The following is a 15075-nucleotide window of genomic DNA, read 5'->3' on the forward strand; positions in this document are numbered from 1 at the left end:
CGCACCGCCGCAGAGCTCACTGCGGAGCCTTGATCATGTACCCCACGCCGCGGACGGTGTGCAGCAGGGGCGTGCGTCCGGCGTCGATCTTCTTGCGCAGGTACGAGATGTACAGCTCCACCACGGAGGATTTGCCCCCGAAGTCGTAGCTCCAGACCCGGTCGAGGATCTGGGCCTTCGACAGCACACGGCGCTCGTTGCGCATCAGGTACCGCAGCAGCTCGAACTCGGTCGCGGTGAGCTCGATCTCGGTGCCGTCGCGGACGACCTCATGGCTGTCCTCATTGAGGGTGAGGTCTGCGACGCGCAGGATCGACTGCCCGTCATCGGCGGTGGCGTGACCGGTGCGGCGGATGATCGCGCGGAGACGCGCGATGACCTCCTCGAGGCTGAACGGTTTGGTGACGTAGTCGTCGCCGCCCGCCGTGAGCCCGGCGACGCGGTCGCCCACGGCATCCTTCGCGGTGAGGAACAGGACGGGGACGAGGTTCCCGGATTCGCGGAGCCGTCTCAGCACGGACATGCCGTCGAGATCCGGCATCATGATGTCGAGCACGAGCGCGTCGGGCTCGAACTCCCTGGCCACCTGCAGCGCCTCCATGCCGGAGGACGCGGTGCGCACCTCCCACCCCTCCATCCGCAGGGCCATCGCGAGCAGGTCGGTGAGCATCTGCTCGTCGTCGACGGCGAGGATCCGCAGGGGGGAGCCGTCGGGACGGCGCAGTTCGGGCAGGTCGCTGGTCATATCCCTATTCTGCGGAATCTCCTATGTGATTTCTATGGAGAGGGCTATGTGTTGCCTGAGAGCGGGAGATGTGATGTCGGCGGCGCTGACTACAGTGTCGGCATGGCCGACGACTCTGTTGCTCCTGTCCCTTCCGTCCACCGCCCCCGTACCGTCACCGAGGTCGCCGAGGTCGTGCGCCTGGCGTCCCGCGAGGCCGTACCTTTGACCGTCGTCTCGGGCGGGCACGGCCCGTGGTCGCACGGCCCTGCCGCGGGTGTCCGTCTCGAGCTCGGCGAACTGTCACAGGTCGAGGTCGACGGCTCCACCGTCCGCATCGGTGGCGGCGCGGTCTGGGGTGACGTCGCGACGGCGCTGGCCGCGCACGGTCTCGCCCTCAGCTCCGGCGACACCGCGTCGGTGGGAGTCGGCGGACTCACGCTCGGCGGAGGCATCGGATGGATGGCGCGCGCCTGGGGCCTCGCGGTCGATCAGCTCATCGGGGCTCAGGTCGTCACGGCGACGGGGGAGGTCGTCGAGGCTTCGGCGGATGCGCACCCCGATCTGTTCTGGGCTCTGCGCGGCGGCGGAGGGAACTTCGGCGTCGTCACCCGCTTCGATTTCGCAGCCCACCCGCTGCCCGGCATCGCCTTCTCGGAGAGTCGCATCGATGGCGACGAGACCGCCGTGCTGAAGGCCACCCGAGACCTGCTCCGTGACGCGCCTCGAGAACTCACGGTCACCTATATGGACGTCCCGCCGATGGATCCGAGCGCGCCGGCGGGTGCTCGTCTGAGCGCGGTGTGGGCCGCGCCGGAGCCCGACCGGCTGCGCGCCGTGATGGAACCGATCTCCGACCTCGACGGAGTGCAGACCGAAGTCACGACGCCGGCATATCGGGAGGTGCTGCTGGAGATGCCGGCCCCCGAGGGCGAGGAGCCCGCCTCGCCTCCCGGATTCATCGGGGGCAACGGTCTCTACGCCGAACTCGACGACGCGCTCATCGCGCAGCTGGTGGCCTTCCGCCGTTCGTATCCGGCATCGGTCCTGTTCCTGCGGTCCCTGGGTGGGGCCATCCGCGACGTCGCGCAGGAAGACACGGCGTTCCCCGCCCGCGCGGCGAACTGGTTCGTCCTCGCCGGCGCTTTCGACATCCCCGGCCTGATCGATGACGAGACCCGTGCCGCGATCGACGCGGACTGGAGCGTGATCGAGCGGGGGCGTCTGGCCGAGTACGGCAACTTCGCCGACACCGAGAGGCCGCAGGCCGTCTCCGGCATGTTCTCGGAACACGCCCTCTCGCGGTTGCGGGCCACGAAGGCCGCGTGGGACCCGCAGAACCTGTTCCACCGCAACCACAACATCACGGTGTGACGCACGAAGGGCCGGATACCTTGCGGTACCCGGCCCTTCGACGGCGAGCCTCAGTGCGTGTCTTCGGCTTCGATCTCCGTGCGGTCGCCCGACCACAGGGTGTGGAAGGTGCCCGGCTTGTCGATGCGCTTGTAGGTGTGCGCGCCGAAGAAGTCGCGCTGGCCCTGCACGAGGGCCGCGGGGAGGCGGTCGGCGCGGATGCCGTCGTAGTACGACAGCGACGACGAGAACGCCGGTGCGGGGATGCCCGCCTGGGCCGCAGTCACGACGACACGGCGCCATGACGCCTGGCCGCGCGCGAGCGCCTCGGCGAAGTACGGTGCGGTCATCAGCACCGGCAGATCGGGAGTCGCGGCGTAGGCATCGGCGATGCGGTTGAGGAACTGGGCGCGGATGATGCAGCCGCCACGCCAGATCTTCGAGATCGCGCCGAGGTCGATGTTCCAGCCGTACTCGGCCGCACCTGCGCGGATCTCGTCGAAGCCCTGCGAGTAGGCGACGATCTTCGACGCGTAGAGCGCCAGGCGCACGTCTTCGATGAACTGCTCGGTGTCCTCATCCGAGACCGTGAACTCCTCGTCGGGGCCGGGGAGTCCACCGGCGACGGCGCGCTGCTCGGGGTGTGAGGAGAGAGAGCGGGCGAACGTCGCTTCGGCGATGCCCGACACGGGAACGCCCAGCGACAGTGCGGTCTGCACGGTCCAGGCTCCGGTGCCCTTGGCCCCGGCCTGGTCGAGGATCACGTCGACGAGCGGCTTGCCGGTGGAAGCGTCGACCTGACGGAGCACCTCGGCGGTGATCTCGATCAGGTACGACTCCAGCTCGCCCTTGTTCCATTCCGCGAAGATCTCGGCGATCTCGGCGGGCGACTTGCCGGTGCCGCGACGGATGAGGTCGTAGGCCTCGGCGATGAGCTGCATATCGGCGTACTCGATGCCGTTGTGCACCATCTTGACGAAGTGGCCGGCACCGTCGTGTCCGATGTGCGTGACGCAGGGCTCACCCTCGGCGATCGCGGCGATCGACTTCAGGATCGGTCCGAGCGTGACCCAGGACTCGTCCGAGCCGCCGGGCATGATCGAGGGGCCGGTGAGTGCCCCTTCCTCGCCACCGGAGATGCCGGCGCCGACGAAGTTGATGCCGGTCTCGCGGACCGCCTTCTCCCGGCGGATCGTGTCGGGGAAGTAGGCGTTGCCGCCGTCGACGATGATGTCGCCGGGCTCGAAGACCTCGACCAGTGCGTCGATCACGGCATCGGTGGCGCCACCGGCCTTGACCATGATGATCGCGGTGCGCGGCTTCTGCAGTGAATCGGCGAACTCCTGGTAGGTGCGGGCCGGGACGAAGCCGGCCTCCGGGTGCTCGTCGAGGAGGGCCTGGGTCTTCTCGTAGCTGCGGTTGAAGATCGCCACGGTGTTGCCCTCGCGACTGGCGAGGTTGCGGGCGAGGTTCGATCCCATGACGGCGAGTCCGACGACTCCGATGTTCGCTGATGCTTCGGGCACAGAAGGCTCCTCGATCGTGAAGAAGGGGTGGATTCAGCGTATCGCTGTACGGGCGCTCTGCGCTCACCTGTGTCACGGTGCGAGACGTCTACGCTGGAGGCGAGATCGTGGTGCGTGCGCGGGAGGCTCTCAACTGGCCGCCGACGCCGCCGAGGAAAGGACCAGCGTGACGGGGATCGAGAAAGAGCTGCGCGCGGTCGTGGCGGTGCCGCTGCCGGAGGACCTGTGCCGACTGATCGAGGAGATCGAGCCCCGCGTCGAAGTGATCAGCGATCACGCACTCCTGCCGCCGATGCGCGGTCCCGCCGACTGGTCCGGAGATCCGGAGTACACGCGCACGCCGAGCCAGCAGCAGGCGTTCGACGAGCTGGTCGATTCCGCCGATGCGCTCTTCGGAATCCCCGACGTCGACGCCGAGGCACTGGCGAGGACCGTGACGGCGAACACGCGCCTGCGCTGGGTCATGACGACTGCCGCGGGCGGCGGTGCCACCGTGAAGGCCGCCGGTCTCGACCGGGACGCGCTCGATCGCGTCGTCTTCACCACGAGCGCCGGCGTGCACGGTGGCCCGCTCGCGGAGTTCGCGGTGTTCGGCGTGATGGCCGGAGCGAAGAACCTTCCGCGACTTCTCGCCGATCAGGGGACGCGCACCTGGCCGGACCGCTGGGAGATGCGTCAGCTCGACGAGATGATCGTGCTGGTGGTCGGGCTCGGCGGCATCGGTGCGGAGTGCGCGCGGCGCTTCCACGGGCTCGGCGCGCGGGTCTGGGGGACGACACGGTCCGGTGAGCCGGTGGCGGGCGTGGATCGCCTGGTGCGGATGGAGGAACTGACCGAAGCGGTGGCCCAGGTGGACGCGATCGTCGTCACGCTCCCGGGAACCGCTCAGACCCACCATCTGATCGGTGCCGAGGTGATCACCTCCGTGAAGCCGGGGGCGATCATCGCCAACGTCGGGCGCGGCTCCGTCATCGACGAGGACGCACTGCTCGGAGCCCTCGACGACGGTCGCATCGCCTTCGCCGCCCTCGACGTCTTCGAGCAGGAGCCGCTGGACCAGACGTCTGCGCTGTGGACGCACCCGAACGTGCTCGTGAGCCCGCACACCGCGGCCCTCAGCGCGAAAGAAGAGGAGCGGATCGCGCGACGCTTCGCGGAGAACGCCGGGCGCCTGCTCGACGGCCGACCGCTGAGGTCGGTGGTCGACACGGAGGAGTTCTATTGAGCGGGAGCCTGCGCATCGTCGTGATGGGCCCCAGTGGCTCGGGGAAGTCGACGGTGGGCGCGTTCCTCGCTCAGACGGTCGGCGCACGGTTCGTCGATGGCGACGATCTGCATCCGGAGGCGAACGTCCGCAAGATGGCGGCGGGAATCGCGCTGGATGACAATGACCGTCTGCCGTGGCTTCGCCTCGTCGGCGAGACACTGCGTGGCGAGGAGCGGATCGTCGTCGCGTGCTCGGCCCTCCGGCGCACCTATCGAGACCTCATCAGAGACGAGGCGCCCGATGCTTTCTTCGCGGAGCTCACGATCGCACGCGCGGTGCTCGAGGAGCGCATGCGCCTGCGTACCGACCACTTCATGCCCGCGGCGCTCCTGGACTCCCAGCTCGAGGCGCTCGAATCCCTTGAAGCCGATGAGGGTGGCATCCGCGTCGATGAGTCTGCGGATGTGCGTACGGCTTCCGCCGCCATCGCCGCAGCCGTGCAGAGGGAAGAAGGGCCTGCGCCCCGCGATCAGTCCTTGCGGTAGCTCGAACGTCCCATGGCGAAGAGGGCGCCGAAGCTGCCCACGACGGCGCACACGGTCATGGCGCCGATCAGCCAGAGGAGTGCGTGCGAAAGGAAGGCGCCGTCGAGCATGGGGTTCTCCGTGTTCTGCAGAAAAGGACCGGTGTCCTCAGCCTATCGGGTCATCCGGTACCATTGAGGCTGTACCTCGGCGAGGGATGCTTCTGCGCGTGCGCGATCATCCGTTATCGACGCGGCGAAGCAAGCCCGGTGGCTTTCCTCCTGCGTCAGCGAGTTCGAATATCCAAGACCACCGCGCGGCGCCTTCGCTGCGTGTCCCGAAGGAGAACCCCATGTCTGAAGACACCAAGGTCCAGGCCGAGCTCCGCGAGAGCTTCGGCAAGGGCTTCGCCCGCCGCCTCCGCGCCGCCGGCAAGATCCCCGCCGTCATCTACGGTCACGGCACCGAGCCCGTGCACGTCGCCCTTCCCGGCCACCAGGTCTCGCTCATCATCCGTCGCGCCAACGCGCTGCTGGAGCTCGACATCGAGGGCAAGAGCCAGCTCACCTTGGTCAAGGACGTCCAGCGCGACCCGGTGCACCAGATCATCGAGCACATCGACCTGCTCGTCGTGAAGAAGGGCGAGAAGGTCGCGATCGACGTTCCGATCATCGTCACGGGTGAGTCGGCTGCCGGCACCATCGTCAACCTCGACGCGACCACGCTGTCGATCGAGGCCGAGGCCACGCACATCCCGCAGAACATCGAGGTCTCGGTCGAGGGCCTGGAAGAGGGCGCGCACATCACCGCCGCCGACGTGAAGCTTCCCAAGGGCTCCACGCTGCTCTCCGACCCCGAGGTCCTCGTGGTCGCCGTCTCCGTTCCCGCGGCTCCGTCCGAGGACGAGTCCGCGGAGGAGACCGACGCTGCCGAGGAGACCGAAGAGGCCGCCGCGGAGTGATCTCCGACTGATTCATCACAGAGGGGACGCGATCCGATCGCGTCCCCTCTGTCGTATCCTGACCCGGGGCCCGCACCCGGGTATCGAGAGGACGAGGACATGGCATCCACCTGGCTCGTGGTCGGACTCGGCAATCCCGGGCCGCGATACGAGACGACCCGGCACAACATCGGCCAGATGGTCGTGGACGAGCTCGCGGCGCGGCGCGGCGAGACCTTCCGCGAGCACAAGGGCGGAGCGCGGGTCGTCGAGACCTGGCTGCGCCCCGGTGCGGACAAGCTGGTGCTCGCCAAGCCGAACACCTTCATGAACGTCTCGGGCACGCCGGTGGCCGCGTTGGTGCGGTTCTACTCCGTTCCCCCCGAGCAGGTCGTCGTGGTGCACGATGAACTCGACATCCCCTTCGACACGGTGAAGCTCAAGACCGGGGGCGGGCATGGCGGACACAACGGCGTTCGCGATGTGGCGCGCGCTCTGGGCACCGCCGACTTCCCGCGCGTGCGAGTGGGCATCGGGCGCCCGGTCGGGCGTCAGGATCCCGCGGACTGGGTGCTGGCGCCGTTCGGGAAGGACGAGCGGCCGAACCTGCCGATCCTCATCGCGGACGCCGCTGACGCGGTCGAACTGCTCGTGGGCGAAGGTCTGCTCGCGGCGCAGCAGAAGCACCACGCGCCGCGCTGACACGTTCAGACCGCGCGGAGGTCCGGGTCAGGACGTATACGTGGTGAAGCCTGCAGCGCTCCCGGCCGCGAGGGCCGTGACCAGCACGATGAAGAACAGGACCACGCCCACCACGGCGACCACGAGGGCCGCGATTCCGGCGCCCCTGCCCTTCTTCTTGGCGATCGCGATGATGCCGAGCACGATCGCGGCGATGCCCAGGATCGTTCCGAGCCAGAAGGACAGCTCGGCCCACAGCACCTGATCCCGGGCGGGGGACAGCAGGCTGAGATCGTCGGACGTCGTGGTCGTGACGCCTTGCGGAAGGACGCGTCCGATCTCGAAGGCGCTGATCCCCACCAGGATCGCGGGCACGACCGCGGCGACGAGCGAGAGGACCAGGGCGACGACGCCGAGGACGGCGGACGGGCGCGGCGCGGTCGCGGGGACGGCGTACGTCCCCGCGGGTGCGGCATAGCCTCCGACGGGCACCTGGTAGGCCCCAGGAGGCGCTGCCGGATACCCGGAAGGCGCCGGATACCCGGAAGGCGCCGGATATGCGGACGGTGCCGGGGACGCGGCGGGAGCCGGGTACGCGGGCGGTACCGGAGGTGGCAGCTGTGGATCAGTCACGACCCCATCCTAGGCGCGGCTCAGACCCGACGGAGCAGCCCCACGCGGTCATAGACGTCCGACAGGGTGGCATCGGCGACGGCATCGGCGCGGCTGGCGTTCTCCGCCAGGATGCGGTCGAGTTCCGCCGGATCGTCGAGCAGTTCGAGGGCCCGCGCGCGCACCGGCTCGAACTCCTCGACGACGACGTCGGCGAGGCCCTTCTTGAAGTCTCCGTAGCCGCGACCGGCGTACTCGTCTTCGATCGATGCGACCTGACGCCCGCTGAGTGCGGCATAGATCGTGAGCAGGTTCGAGACGCCCGGCTTGTTCTCCCGGTCGAAGCGCACGGAGCCCTCGTTGTCGGTGACCGCACGCATGATCTTCTTCGCCGATTTCGCGGGGTCGTCGAGCATCCACAGCACACCGGCATCGCTCTCCGCCGACTTCGACATCTTCGCCGTCGGATTCTGCAGATCGTAGATGCGGGCCGTCTCCTTCTGGATGACCGGCATCGGCACCGTGAACGTCGCGCCGAAGCGGGAGTTGAAGCGCTCGGCCAGATCGCGCGTGAGCTCGACGTGCTGCTTCTGGTCGTCGCCGACCGGAACGACGTCGGTCTGGTAGAGCAGGATGTCGGCTGCCATCAGCACCGGGTACGTGAAGAGCCCGACGCTCGTCGCATCGGCGCCGTAGCGGGTCGACTTGTCCTTGAACTGGGTCATCCGGCCGGCCTCGCCGAAACCGGTGATCGTGCTGAGGATCCAGGCGAGCTCGGCGTGGGCGCGCACGTGCGACTGCACATACAGGGTGGACAGCGAGGGCTCGATGCCTGCCGCGATGTACTGTGCAGCCGTGCGGCGCGTCTTCTCGCGGAGCTCGGCCGGGTCCTGGGCGACCGTGAGGGCGTGCAGGTCGACCACCGAGAAGTAGGCGTCGTAGGAGTTCTGCAGATCTCGCCACTGGAGCAGCGCGCCGATGTAGTTGCCGATCTGGAGGGAGTCGGCGGAGGGCTGCATTCCGGAGTAAAGGCGAGGTTTCGTCACAGGATCAATCCTATGGGGTGCGCGCCCTGCGCCTACGATGGCCGCATGGCCTCCCCTTCTCCTCCCGCGCGGTCGACAGGAAGAAGTGTCGCGCCTTTCGCGGCGGCGAATGCGCGAGGCGCGGCGTTTCTCGAGGCGTTGGGGGAGGACGCGCAGCGGCTCCATCCCGAGCTCCTCGCGCAGATGAGGGTCGAAGCGGCTCACGACAGCGCGGAGGGCCTGTTCGAGGTCGCGGGGAGCAGGTTCGGACGCCTTGCCGGTCTCGCCTCGCCGGTGGTCGGGCCGGGGTTGCTCGTGACACGGTTCGCCCGCGACGTGCCGTTCCGCATCGAGACGGTGTCAGGGCGGTCGCACGGCGGACGCGCAACGCTCGACACCGTCCGCGAGTTCCGTTTCCCCGGCGCGACACAGCACGTCGTGGATCGGCTCTTCGCGACCGGGCGTCCCGGCATCGTGCAGAACGCCTTGGGGGCCCGCGGCCGCGTGCAGATGCTCGAGCAGTGCTCGGTCACGGGCGACGGCGCACTGCGCATGAACACGCGCGCCGTCGCACTACGGGTGGGAGGACACCGGATCGCACTTCGCGGAATCCTGCGGATCGATGTCGAACTCGTCGACGGGTGGGACGAGGCTCACCGTCGACGCACGATCGACATGCGCGCGACGAGCCCCGTTCTCGGCACGGTCCTGGAGTATCACGGGTGGTACCGCTACGCAGGCGGTACCGCGTCAGGCTCGGATCAGTAGCGGTAGTCGACCACGACGGGCGCGTGGTCGCTCCACCGCTGGTCGTAGGCTGCGGCGCGCGCGACGTGGTAGGTCTCGACCCGCTCCGCGAGCGCCGGCGTCGCCAGGTGGTAGTCGATGCGCCACCCGGAGTCGTTGTCGAACGCCTGTCCGCGCATGGACCACCAGGTGTACGGGCCGTCGACCTCGCCGTGGAACTTCCGTCCGACGTCGACCCAGCCGAGACCCGGGCCCACGGTGCCGTCGACGCCGGTGACCTCGGTTCCCGCCTCACCGAGGAATCGGTCGAAGTAGGCGCGCTCCCGGGGGAGGAATCCGGCCTTCTTGCGGTTGCCGCGCCAGTTCTTGATGTCGAGCTCACGGTGTCCGACGTTGAGGTCTCCCGTCACGAGCGCGAGTGCTCCGTCGGTGCCGAGCTCACCGAGCCGGGTGCCGAAGGCATCGAGGAACTTCCACTTCTCCTCCTGCTTGGGGGTGTCGGCCTCGCCCGAATGGACGTACGCGCTGACCACCGTGAGCGGACGGTCGCCGATCAGGAAGTCGGCTTCGATCCAGCGGCCCTTGGAGTCGAAATCCTCCGGGCCGAACGCGGTGCGCGAAGCCACAGCCGGAACGCGGCTCGCGATCGCGACCCCGGCACGGCCCTTCGCCGTCGCCTCGTCGTGCACGAACGACCAGCCGGGGAGAGCGGCTTCGATGTGCTCGTCTTGTCCGCGGACCTCCTGGAGCGTGAGGATGTCGACACCGGCGTCGTCCAGCCACCCGCTCATCCCGTTGCGAGCCGCCGCTCGGATCCCGTTGACATTGACCGTGGCGATACGCAGATGAGGCATGCTCCCAGCCTAACGAGAGCCGCCGACATCCCTTCCCGACCGGTTCAGCTCCGCCAGCAGACGCTGCGCGAGCGGCGTCGTCGCTGCCGCGGGTGGGGGAGGGGACGCTTCGAGGTCGGCGAGTTCCTCCTCGGCGTCGCGCACGGCCCGATTCGCCACCCAGGCGCGGTACCAGGGCGCCTGGGTGCGGGCCGCGTGCGCTTCCCGCACCCGGATGCGCGCCGCCGTCAGCAGGGTCTGATACTCCGCGATCCGACGTTCGGCCTCGGTCTCCTGCAGGAGGGGGAGATCGTGGTCCTGCGCGGAGACCGCGATCCAGGAGGAGGCCACCAGCATGACGACCCCGTTCACGCGGAACCACAGCAGCAGACCGATGAAGATGGCGAACGTGGCCAGCAGCGGATTGGAGGGCGTGTAGCTCAGCAGGAATCCCGCCCCGTACTGGAGGATGGTCATCGCGCCACCGCCGAGGAGAGCCCCCGGCCAGATCGTGCGCCAGCGCAGCGACGTTCCGGTCAGGAAACGCACCATCGCCGCCAGCGCGGATGACATGAGCGCGAAGGACACGATGACCGTGCCGATGCGGATGCCGAGGTTGAGGCCGTCCGATCCGGAGTCCCAGCCGAGGAGGCTGAGCAGCCAGCTCAGCACCGCGGCGCTGGCCGAGCTGAGGAGCGAGCCGACGATCAGGGAGATGCCGAAGATCAGCGCAGCCAGCAGGTCGCGCGCCTTCAGGATCACGTAGCTGCGGCGGTCCGGTGGTAGCCCGAAGATGTCCCTGGTCGCGCGGCGGGAGAAGGTCACCCAGCCGATCGCCGTCCAGATCACGGTGCCGAGGGCGATCAGACCCGTGATGCTCAGCACTCCGGTGGTGCTCGCCGCGATCTCCTGCACCTGCTCGGGGGTGACGACACCGCCCTGTCCCTCGGGGAGGATCAGGTTCGGGATGTAGCTGTTGATCATGGCGATCAGGCCGTTGACCGCGTCCTCGCTGCCGCCGAGCCAGAGGCCGGCGATCGCGAAGGCGAGATAGATCGCCGCGAAGATGGCGAACAGCGCCTGGTAGCTCACGCCCGCCGCGAGGAGGAAGCCGTTGTGCTGCAGGAAGTGGCGCCAGACCCGCACGGGGAAGAGCGCGAGCGTGCGCTGGGTCAGCGCAGTGGCGCGTTCGACGGCCGCATCGAGGCGACCGGGCTCGGACGCGGCGTCAACGGGTTCAGACACATCCCCACCCTATCCAAGCGTGTGGGGCGGGAGAGAGGCGCTGACGCGAGAACAGGCAGTCCCCGGAAGGGAACCGCCTGTTCTCGAAGGAGTCTGAATCAGCGCGTCAGGGCTGCCCGCGGAGGATCGCCTGCTTGACCTCGGCGATCGCCTTGGTGACCTCGATGCCGCGGGGGCACGCCTCGGAGCAGTTGAAGGTCGTGCGGCAGCGCCAGACGCCCTCCTTGTCGTTGAGGATGTCGAGGCGCACAGCGGCGTTGTCATCGCGCGAGTCGAAGATGAACCGGTGGGCGTTCACGATCGCTGCGGGGCCGAAGTACTGCCCGTCGGTCCAGAACACGGGGCACGACGAGGTGCACGCGGCGCACAGGATGCACTTGGTGGTGTCGTCGAAGATCTCGCGATCGGCGATGGACTGGACGCGCTCCTTGCCCTTCTCCGGCACCGAGCTGGCGACCAGGAACGGCTGGACCTCGCGGTACGACGCGAAGAACGGCTCCATGTCGACGACGAGGTCCTTCTCCAGCGGCAGACCCTTGATGGCCTCGACGTAGATCGGCTTCGAGATGTCGAGGTCCTTGATCAGCGTCTTGCAGGCGAGGCGGTTGCGGCCGTTGATGCGCATGGCGTCGGAGCCGCAGATGCCGTGCGCGCAGGAGCGGCGGAAGGTCAGCGAACCGTCGACCTCCCACTTGATCTTGTGCAGGGCGTCGAGCACGCGGTCGGTGGAGTACAGCTCCACGTCGTAGTCGACCCAGTGCGGCTCGGCGTCGACCTCAGGGTCGAACCTGCGGATGTTGAAGGTGACGATGAAGGACTGGATGGCCGTCTCTTCGGTCGTGTCGGCAGGTGCTTCTGCGATGGCAGTCGACATGCTCAGTACTTCCTCTCCATCGGCGGGTAGTTGAACTCGCCCTGCTCGTTCTTCGTGAACACCACCGGCTTCCAGTCGAGCTTGATGTGATCGCTCGGCGTGGAGGAGTGCGGGTCGCCGGTCAGGTACGCCATGGTGTGCTTCATGTACTTGTCGTCGTTGCGCTTCGGGAAGTCGTCGCGCATGTGGCCGCCGCGGCTCTCCTCGCGGTTCTGCGCGGCGTAGACGACGACCTCGGCGATGTCGAGCAGGAAGCCGAGCTCCACGGCCTCGAGGAGGTCGGTGTTGAAGCGCTTGCCCTTGTCGTCGACGTGCACGTTCTTGTACCGCTCGCGCAGCTCGGCGATGACGCCGAGCACGTGCTGGAGGGACTCGTGCGTGCGGAAGACCTGCGCGCCCTTGTCCATCTCGTCCTGGAGCGTCTTGCGGAGCACGGCGATGCGCTCGGTGCCCTGGTTGTTGCGCAGATCCTCGAGCATGCCCGAGACGAATCCCGCGGGGTTCTCGGGGAGCGGCACGAACTCGGCGGTCTTGACGTACTCGACCGCGTTGCGACCCGCACGCTTGCCGAACACGTTGATGTCGAGCAGCGAGTTGGTGCCGAGGCGGTTGGCGCCGTGCACCGAGACGCACGCGCATTCGCCGGCCGCGTAGAGACCGGGGACGACGGTGGTGTTGTCCGCGAGGACCTCGCCGTCGTTGTTCGTCGGGATGCCGCCCATGGCGTAGTGCGCGGTCGGCATGACGGGCACGGGCTCGACGACCGGGTCGACGCCCAGATAGGTGCGCGCGAACTCGGTGATGTCGGGCAGCTTGGTCTCGAGGACCTCGGCGCCCAGGTGCGTGCAGTCGAGCAGCACGTAGTCCTTGTGGGGGCCGGCGCCACGGCCGTCGAGGACCTCCTGCACCATGCAGCGCGCGACGATGTCACGAGGAGCGAGGTCCTTGATGGTGGGGGCGTAGCGCTCCATGAAGCGCTCGCCCGAGGCGTTGCGCAGGATCGCGCCCTCTCCTCGTGCGCCCTCGGTGAGGAGGATGCCGAGGCCGGCGAGACCGGTCGGGTGGAACTGGAAGAACTCGAGGTCCTCGAGGGGGAGGCCCTTGCGCCAGACGATGCCGACGCCGTCGCCCGTGAGGGTGTGCGCGTTGGACGTCGTCTTGAAGATCTTGCCGAACCCTCCGGTCGCGAAGATGACGGCCTTGGCCTGGAACACGTGCAGTTCGCCGGTCGCGAGGTCGTAGGAGACGACTCCCGCGACCTGGGTGTTCCCGTCGGCGTCCTTCACCGTCAGCAGGTCGAGGACATAGAACTCGTTGAAGAAGTTGATGCCGAGCTTGACGCAGTTCTGGAACAGCGTCTGCAGGATCATGTGGCCCGTGCGGTCTGCGGCGTAGCAGGCGCGGCGGACCGGGGTCTTGCCGTGCTCGGCCGTGTGTCCGCCGAAGCGTCGCTGGTCGATCTTGCCCTCGGGCGTGCGGTTGAAGGGGAGACCCATGTTCTCGAGGTCGATGACCGCGTCGATGGCCTCCTTCGCGAGGATCTCCGCGGCATCCTGGTCGACGAGGTAGTCGCCGCCCTTGACGGTGTCGAAGGTGTGCCACTCCCAGGAGTCCTCTTCGACGTTGGCGAGCGCCGCGGCCATACCGCCCTGCGCCGCACCGGTGTGCGAACGCGTGGGGTACAGCTTGGAGATCACCGCGGTCTTCGCGCCGGGTCCGGCCTCGATGGCCGCACGCATCCCGGCGCCGCCGGCGCCGACGATCACGATGTCGAACTGGTGGTAGTGCACGCCGTCACGGACGACGGAATCCTGCGTCTCGGTAGTCACTTCTTCTTAGCCTTCTTCTCAGTTCCCGACCAGTGCGGCGCACTCGGACCACAGGACGCTGTCCTCGGTCACTCCCAGGCACGGGTCGAACGTGAAGACCACGAGCGTGCCGAGGATGATGAGCAGACCTGCGGCGAGGCCGAGCGCCCAGGTGAGCGCCTTACGAGCGGTGGTGTTCGTGACGTAGTCGTTCACGATCGTGCGCATGCCGTTCGCGCCGTGGATGAGCGCGAGCCACAGCATCAGGACGTCCCACCACTGCCAGAACGGCGTGGCGAACTTGCCGGCGATGAACGCGAAATCGAGGGCGTGGATGCCCTCGCCGAGCATGAGGTTGACGAAGAGGTGGCCGAAGATCAGGACGACGAGCACGATGCCCGACGCGCGCATGAAGACCCAGCCCCACTTCTCGAGGTTCACTCCGCGGCGACGGCGCACCGGGGCGGCGACGGTCTGTGCAGACATCAGTGTCCTCCTCCGAACCCGGCGAATGCGAGCATCAGGTGGCGGGGCACGAAGCCGGCCATGATGATGCCCCACACCAGCAGCACGCCCCAGAAGAGCTGGCGCTGGTACTTCGCACCCTTCGACCAGAAGTCGACGGCGATGATGCGCAGCCCGTTCATGGCGTGGAAGACGATGCCCGCCACGAGCACGACCTCACCGAGCGCCATGATGGGGTTCTTGTACGTGCCGATGACGGCGTTGTACGCCTCCGGCGACACCCTGATGAGTGCCGTGTCGAGCACGTGCACCAAAAGGAAGAAGAAGATGGCGACTCCGGTGATGCGGTGAAGCACCCACGACCACATGCCTTCGCGTCCCCGATAGAGGGTGCCGCGGGGGGTCTTTGACGTGGTTTCCGAAATCGACGGTGTCAAGCGCGCGCTCGTGGACACGGTCGTCCTCCCTGATCGATGTGCGTCGGTCGCGTGCGCTGCTCTCGTTCAAGTGT

The 15075-nt window shown here is 68.0% G+C and carries 17 protein-coding genes; 6 read left to right on the plus strand and 11 right to left on the minus strand.

The annotated features are described in order from the left end of the window. Positions 1–16 precede the first annotated feature (16 nt). Positions 17–745, minus strand: a complete 729-nt coding sequence (locus tag KV397_RS05165; protein WP_047523621.1) for a response regulator transcription factor — start codon at positions 743–745, stop codon at positions 17–19. Between the two features lie 102 nt (positions 746–847). Here KV397_RS05165 and KV397_RS05170 point away from each other — a divergent pair, with 102 nt between their 5' ends. After that, positions 848–2098 (plus strand): FAD-binding oxidoreductase, encoded by a 1251-nt coding sequence (locus tag KV397_RS05170; protein ID WP_261812326.1) that lies wholly within the window; start codon positions 848–850, stop codon positions 2096–2098. A gap of 50 nt (positions 2099–2148) precedes the next feature. Here the strand turns inward: KV397_RS05170 and gndA are convergent, their stop codons facing one another. Further along, entirely contained in the window at positions 2149–3603 is a 1455-nt protein-coding gene (gndA, locus tag KV397_RS05175) for an NADP-dependent phosphogluconate dehydrogenase (protein ID WP_261812327.1), read from the minus strand. 166 nt (positions 3604–3769) lie between these two features. On the opposite strand from gndA, the gene KV397_RS05180 reads away from it, so the two are divergent. Continuing rightward, a complete protein-coding gene (locus KV397_RS05180; RefSeq protein ID WP_261812328.1) occupies positions 3770–4828 on the plus strand; it encodes a D-2-hydroxyacid dehydrogenase in 1059 nt (352 codons plus the stop codon). After that, entirely contained in the window at positions 4825–5355 is a 531-nt protein-coding gene (locus KV397_RS05185; protein ID WP_153244503.1) for a gluconokinase, read from the plus strand. The genes KV397_RS05180 and KV397_RS05185 overlap by 4 nt, the downstream gene beginning before the upstream one ends. Here the strand turns inward: KV397_RS05185 and KV397_RS05190 are convergent. Next, positions 5340–5465: a hypothetical protein gene (locus KV397_RS05190; protein WP_256534750.1), complete on the minus strand. Its 126-nt coding sequence runs from the start codon at positions 5463–5465 to the stop codon at positions 5340–5342. The two genes, KV397_RS05185 and KV397_RS05190, sit on opposite strands and share 16 nt — an antisense overlap. Positions 5466–5686: 221 nt before the next feature. Between KV397_RS05190 and KV397_RS05195 the strand changes: the two genes are divergently transcribed. Beyond that, positions 5687–6295 (plus strand): 50S ribosomal protein L25/general stress protein Ctc, encoded by a 609-nt coding sequence (locus KV397_RS05195; RefSeq protein WP_131492701.1) that lies wholly within the window; start codon positions 5687–5689, stop codon positions 6293–6295. A 99-nt stretch (positions 6296–6394) separates the two neighbouring features. After that, complete coding sequence (gene pth, locus KV397_RS05200; protein ID WP_131492699.1) at positions 6395–6976, plus strand: aminoacyl-tRNA hydrolase; 582 nt, start codon at positions 6395–6397, stop codon at positions 6974–6976. 27 nt (positions 6977–7003) lie between these two features. On the opposite strand, the gene KV397_RS05205 is transcribed toward pth, so the two are convergent. Both KV397_RS05205 and trpS read right to left on the minus strand, forming a co-directional pair. Next, the gene (locus tag KV397_RS05205; RefSeq protein WP_205802336.1) at positions 7004–7588 is read right to left on the minus strand and encodes a hypothetical protein; all 585 of its coding nucleotides are present in this window, start codon (positions 7586–7588) and stop codon (positions 7004–7006) included. Between the two features lie 20 nt (positions 7589–7608). Then, the gene (trpS, locus tag KV397_RS05210) at positions 7609–8613 is read right to left on the minus strand and encodes a tryptophan--tRNA ligase (RefSeq protein WP_081997047.1); all 1005 of its coding nucleotides are present in this window, start codon (positions 8611–8613) and stop codon (positions 7609–7611) included. Positions 8614–8658: 45 nt separating this feature from the next. On the opposite strand from trpS, the gene KV397_RS05215 reads away from it, so the two are divergent. Further along, entirely contained in the window at positions 8659–9360 is a 702-nt protein-coding gene (locus tag KV397_RS05215) for a DUF4166 domain-containing protein (RefSeq protein ID WP_261812329.1), read from the plus strand. Here KV397_RS05215 and KV397_RS05220 read toward each other — a convergent pair. The 6 genes from KV397_RS05220 to sdhC form a co-directional block, all read right to left on the minus strand. Next, positions 9354–10193, minus strand: coding sequence for an exodeoxyribonuclease III (locus KV397_RS05220; protein ID WP_261812330.1), 840 nt, complete (start codon positions 10191–10193; stop codon positions 9354–9356). The two genes, KV397_RS05215 and KV397_RS05220, sit on opposite strands and share 7 nt — an antisense overlap. Before the next feature lie 9 nt (positions 10194–10202). Then, positions 10203–11417, minus strand: coding sequence for a YihY/virulence factor BrkB family protein (locus KV397_RS05225; protein ID WP_131492694.1), 1215 nt, complete (start codon positions 11415–11417; stop codon positions 10203–10205). 106 nt (positions 11418–11523) lie between these two features. Continuing rightward, complete coding sequence (locus KV397_RS05230) at positions 11524–12291, minus strand: succinate dehydrogenase iron-sulfur subunit (protein ID WP_047523608.1); 768 nt, start codon at positions 12289–12291, stop codon at positions 11524–11526. A 2-nt stretch (positions 12292–12293) separates the two neighbouring features. Then, positions 12294–14120 (minus strand): succinate dehydrogenase flavoprotein subunit, encoded by a 1827-nt coding sequence (sdhA, locus tag KV397_RS05235; RefSeq protein ID WP_047523607.1) that lies wholly within the window; start codon positions 14118–14120, stop codon positions 12294–12296. An 18-nt stretch (positions 14121–14138) separates the two neighbouring features. Further along, a complete protein-coding gene (locus tag KV397_RS05240) occupies positions 14139–14585 on the minus strand; it encodes a succinate dehydrogenase hydrophobic membrane anchor subunit (protein WP_047523606.1) in 447 nt (148 codons plus the stop codon). Then, entirely contained in the window at positions 14585–15019 is a 435-nt protein-coding gene (gene sdhC, locus KV397_RS05245; RefSeq protein WP_072591539.1) for a succinate dehydrogenase, cytochrome b556 subunit, read from the minus strand. The genes KV397_RS05240 and sdhC overlap by 1 nt, the downstream gene beginning before the upstream one ends. Between the last annotated feature and the right edge of the window lie 56 nt (positions 15020–15075).

The organism is Microbacterium aurugineum, from assembly GCF_023101205.1.
Classification (GTDB): domain Bacteria; phylum Actinomycetota; class Actinomycetes; order Actinomycetales; family Microbacteriaceae; genus Microbacterium; species Microbacterium aurugineum.

Excerpts from the sequence above, each read along its gene's own strand:
- KV397_RS05165 (WP_047523621.1), bottom strand. The coding sequence starts at position 745 with ATGACCAGCGACCTGCCCGAACTGCGCCGTCCCGACGGCTCCCCCCTG.
- KV397_RS05170 (WP_261812326.1), top strand. The coding sequence starts at position 848 with ATGGCCGACGACTCTGTTGCTCCTGTCCCTTCCGTCCACCGCCCCCGT.
- KV397_RS05190 (WP_256534750.1), bottom strand. The coding sequence starts at position 5,465 with ATGCTCGACGGCGCCTTCCTTTCGCACGCACTCCTCTGGCTGATCGGC.
- KV397_RS05195 (WP_131492701.1), top strand. The coding sequence starts at position 5,687 with ATGTCTGAAGACACCAAGGTCCAGGCCGAGCTCCGCGAGAGCTTCGGC.
- pth (WP_131492699.1), top strand. The coding sequence starts at position 6,395 with ATGGCATCCACCTGGCTCGTGGTCGGACTCGGCAATCCCGGGCCGCGA.
- KV397_RS05215 (WP_261812329.1), top strand. The coding sequence starts at position 8,659 with ATGGCCTCCCCTTCTCCTCCCGCGCGGTCGACAGGAAGAAGTGTCGCG.
- KV397_RS05220 (WP_261812330.1), bottom strand. The coding sequence starts at position 10,193 with ATGCCTCATCTGCGTATCGCCACGGTCAATGTCAACGGGATCCGAGCG.
- KV397_RS05230 (WP_047523608.1), bottom strand. The coding sequence starts at position 12,291 with ATGTCGACTGCCATCGCAGAAGCACCTGCCGACACGACCGAAGAGACG.
- KV397_RS05240 (WP_047523606.1), bottom strand. The coding sequence starts at position 14,585 with ATGTCTGCACAGACCGTCGCCGCCCCGGTGCGCCGTCGCCGCGGAGTG.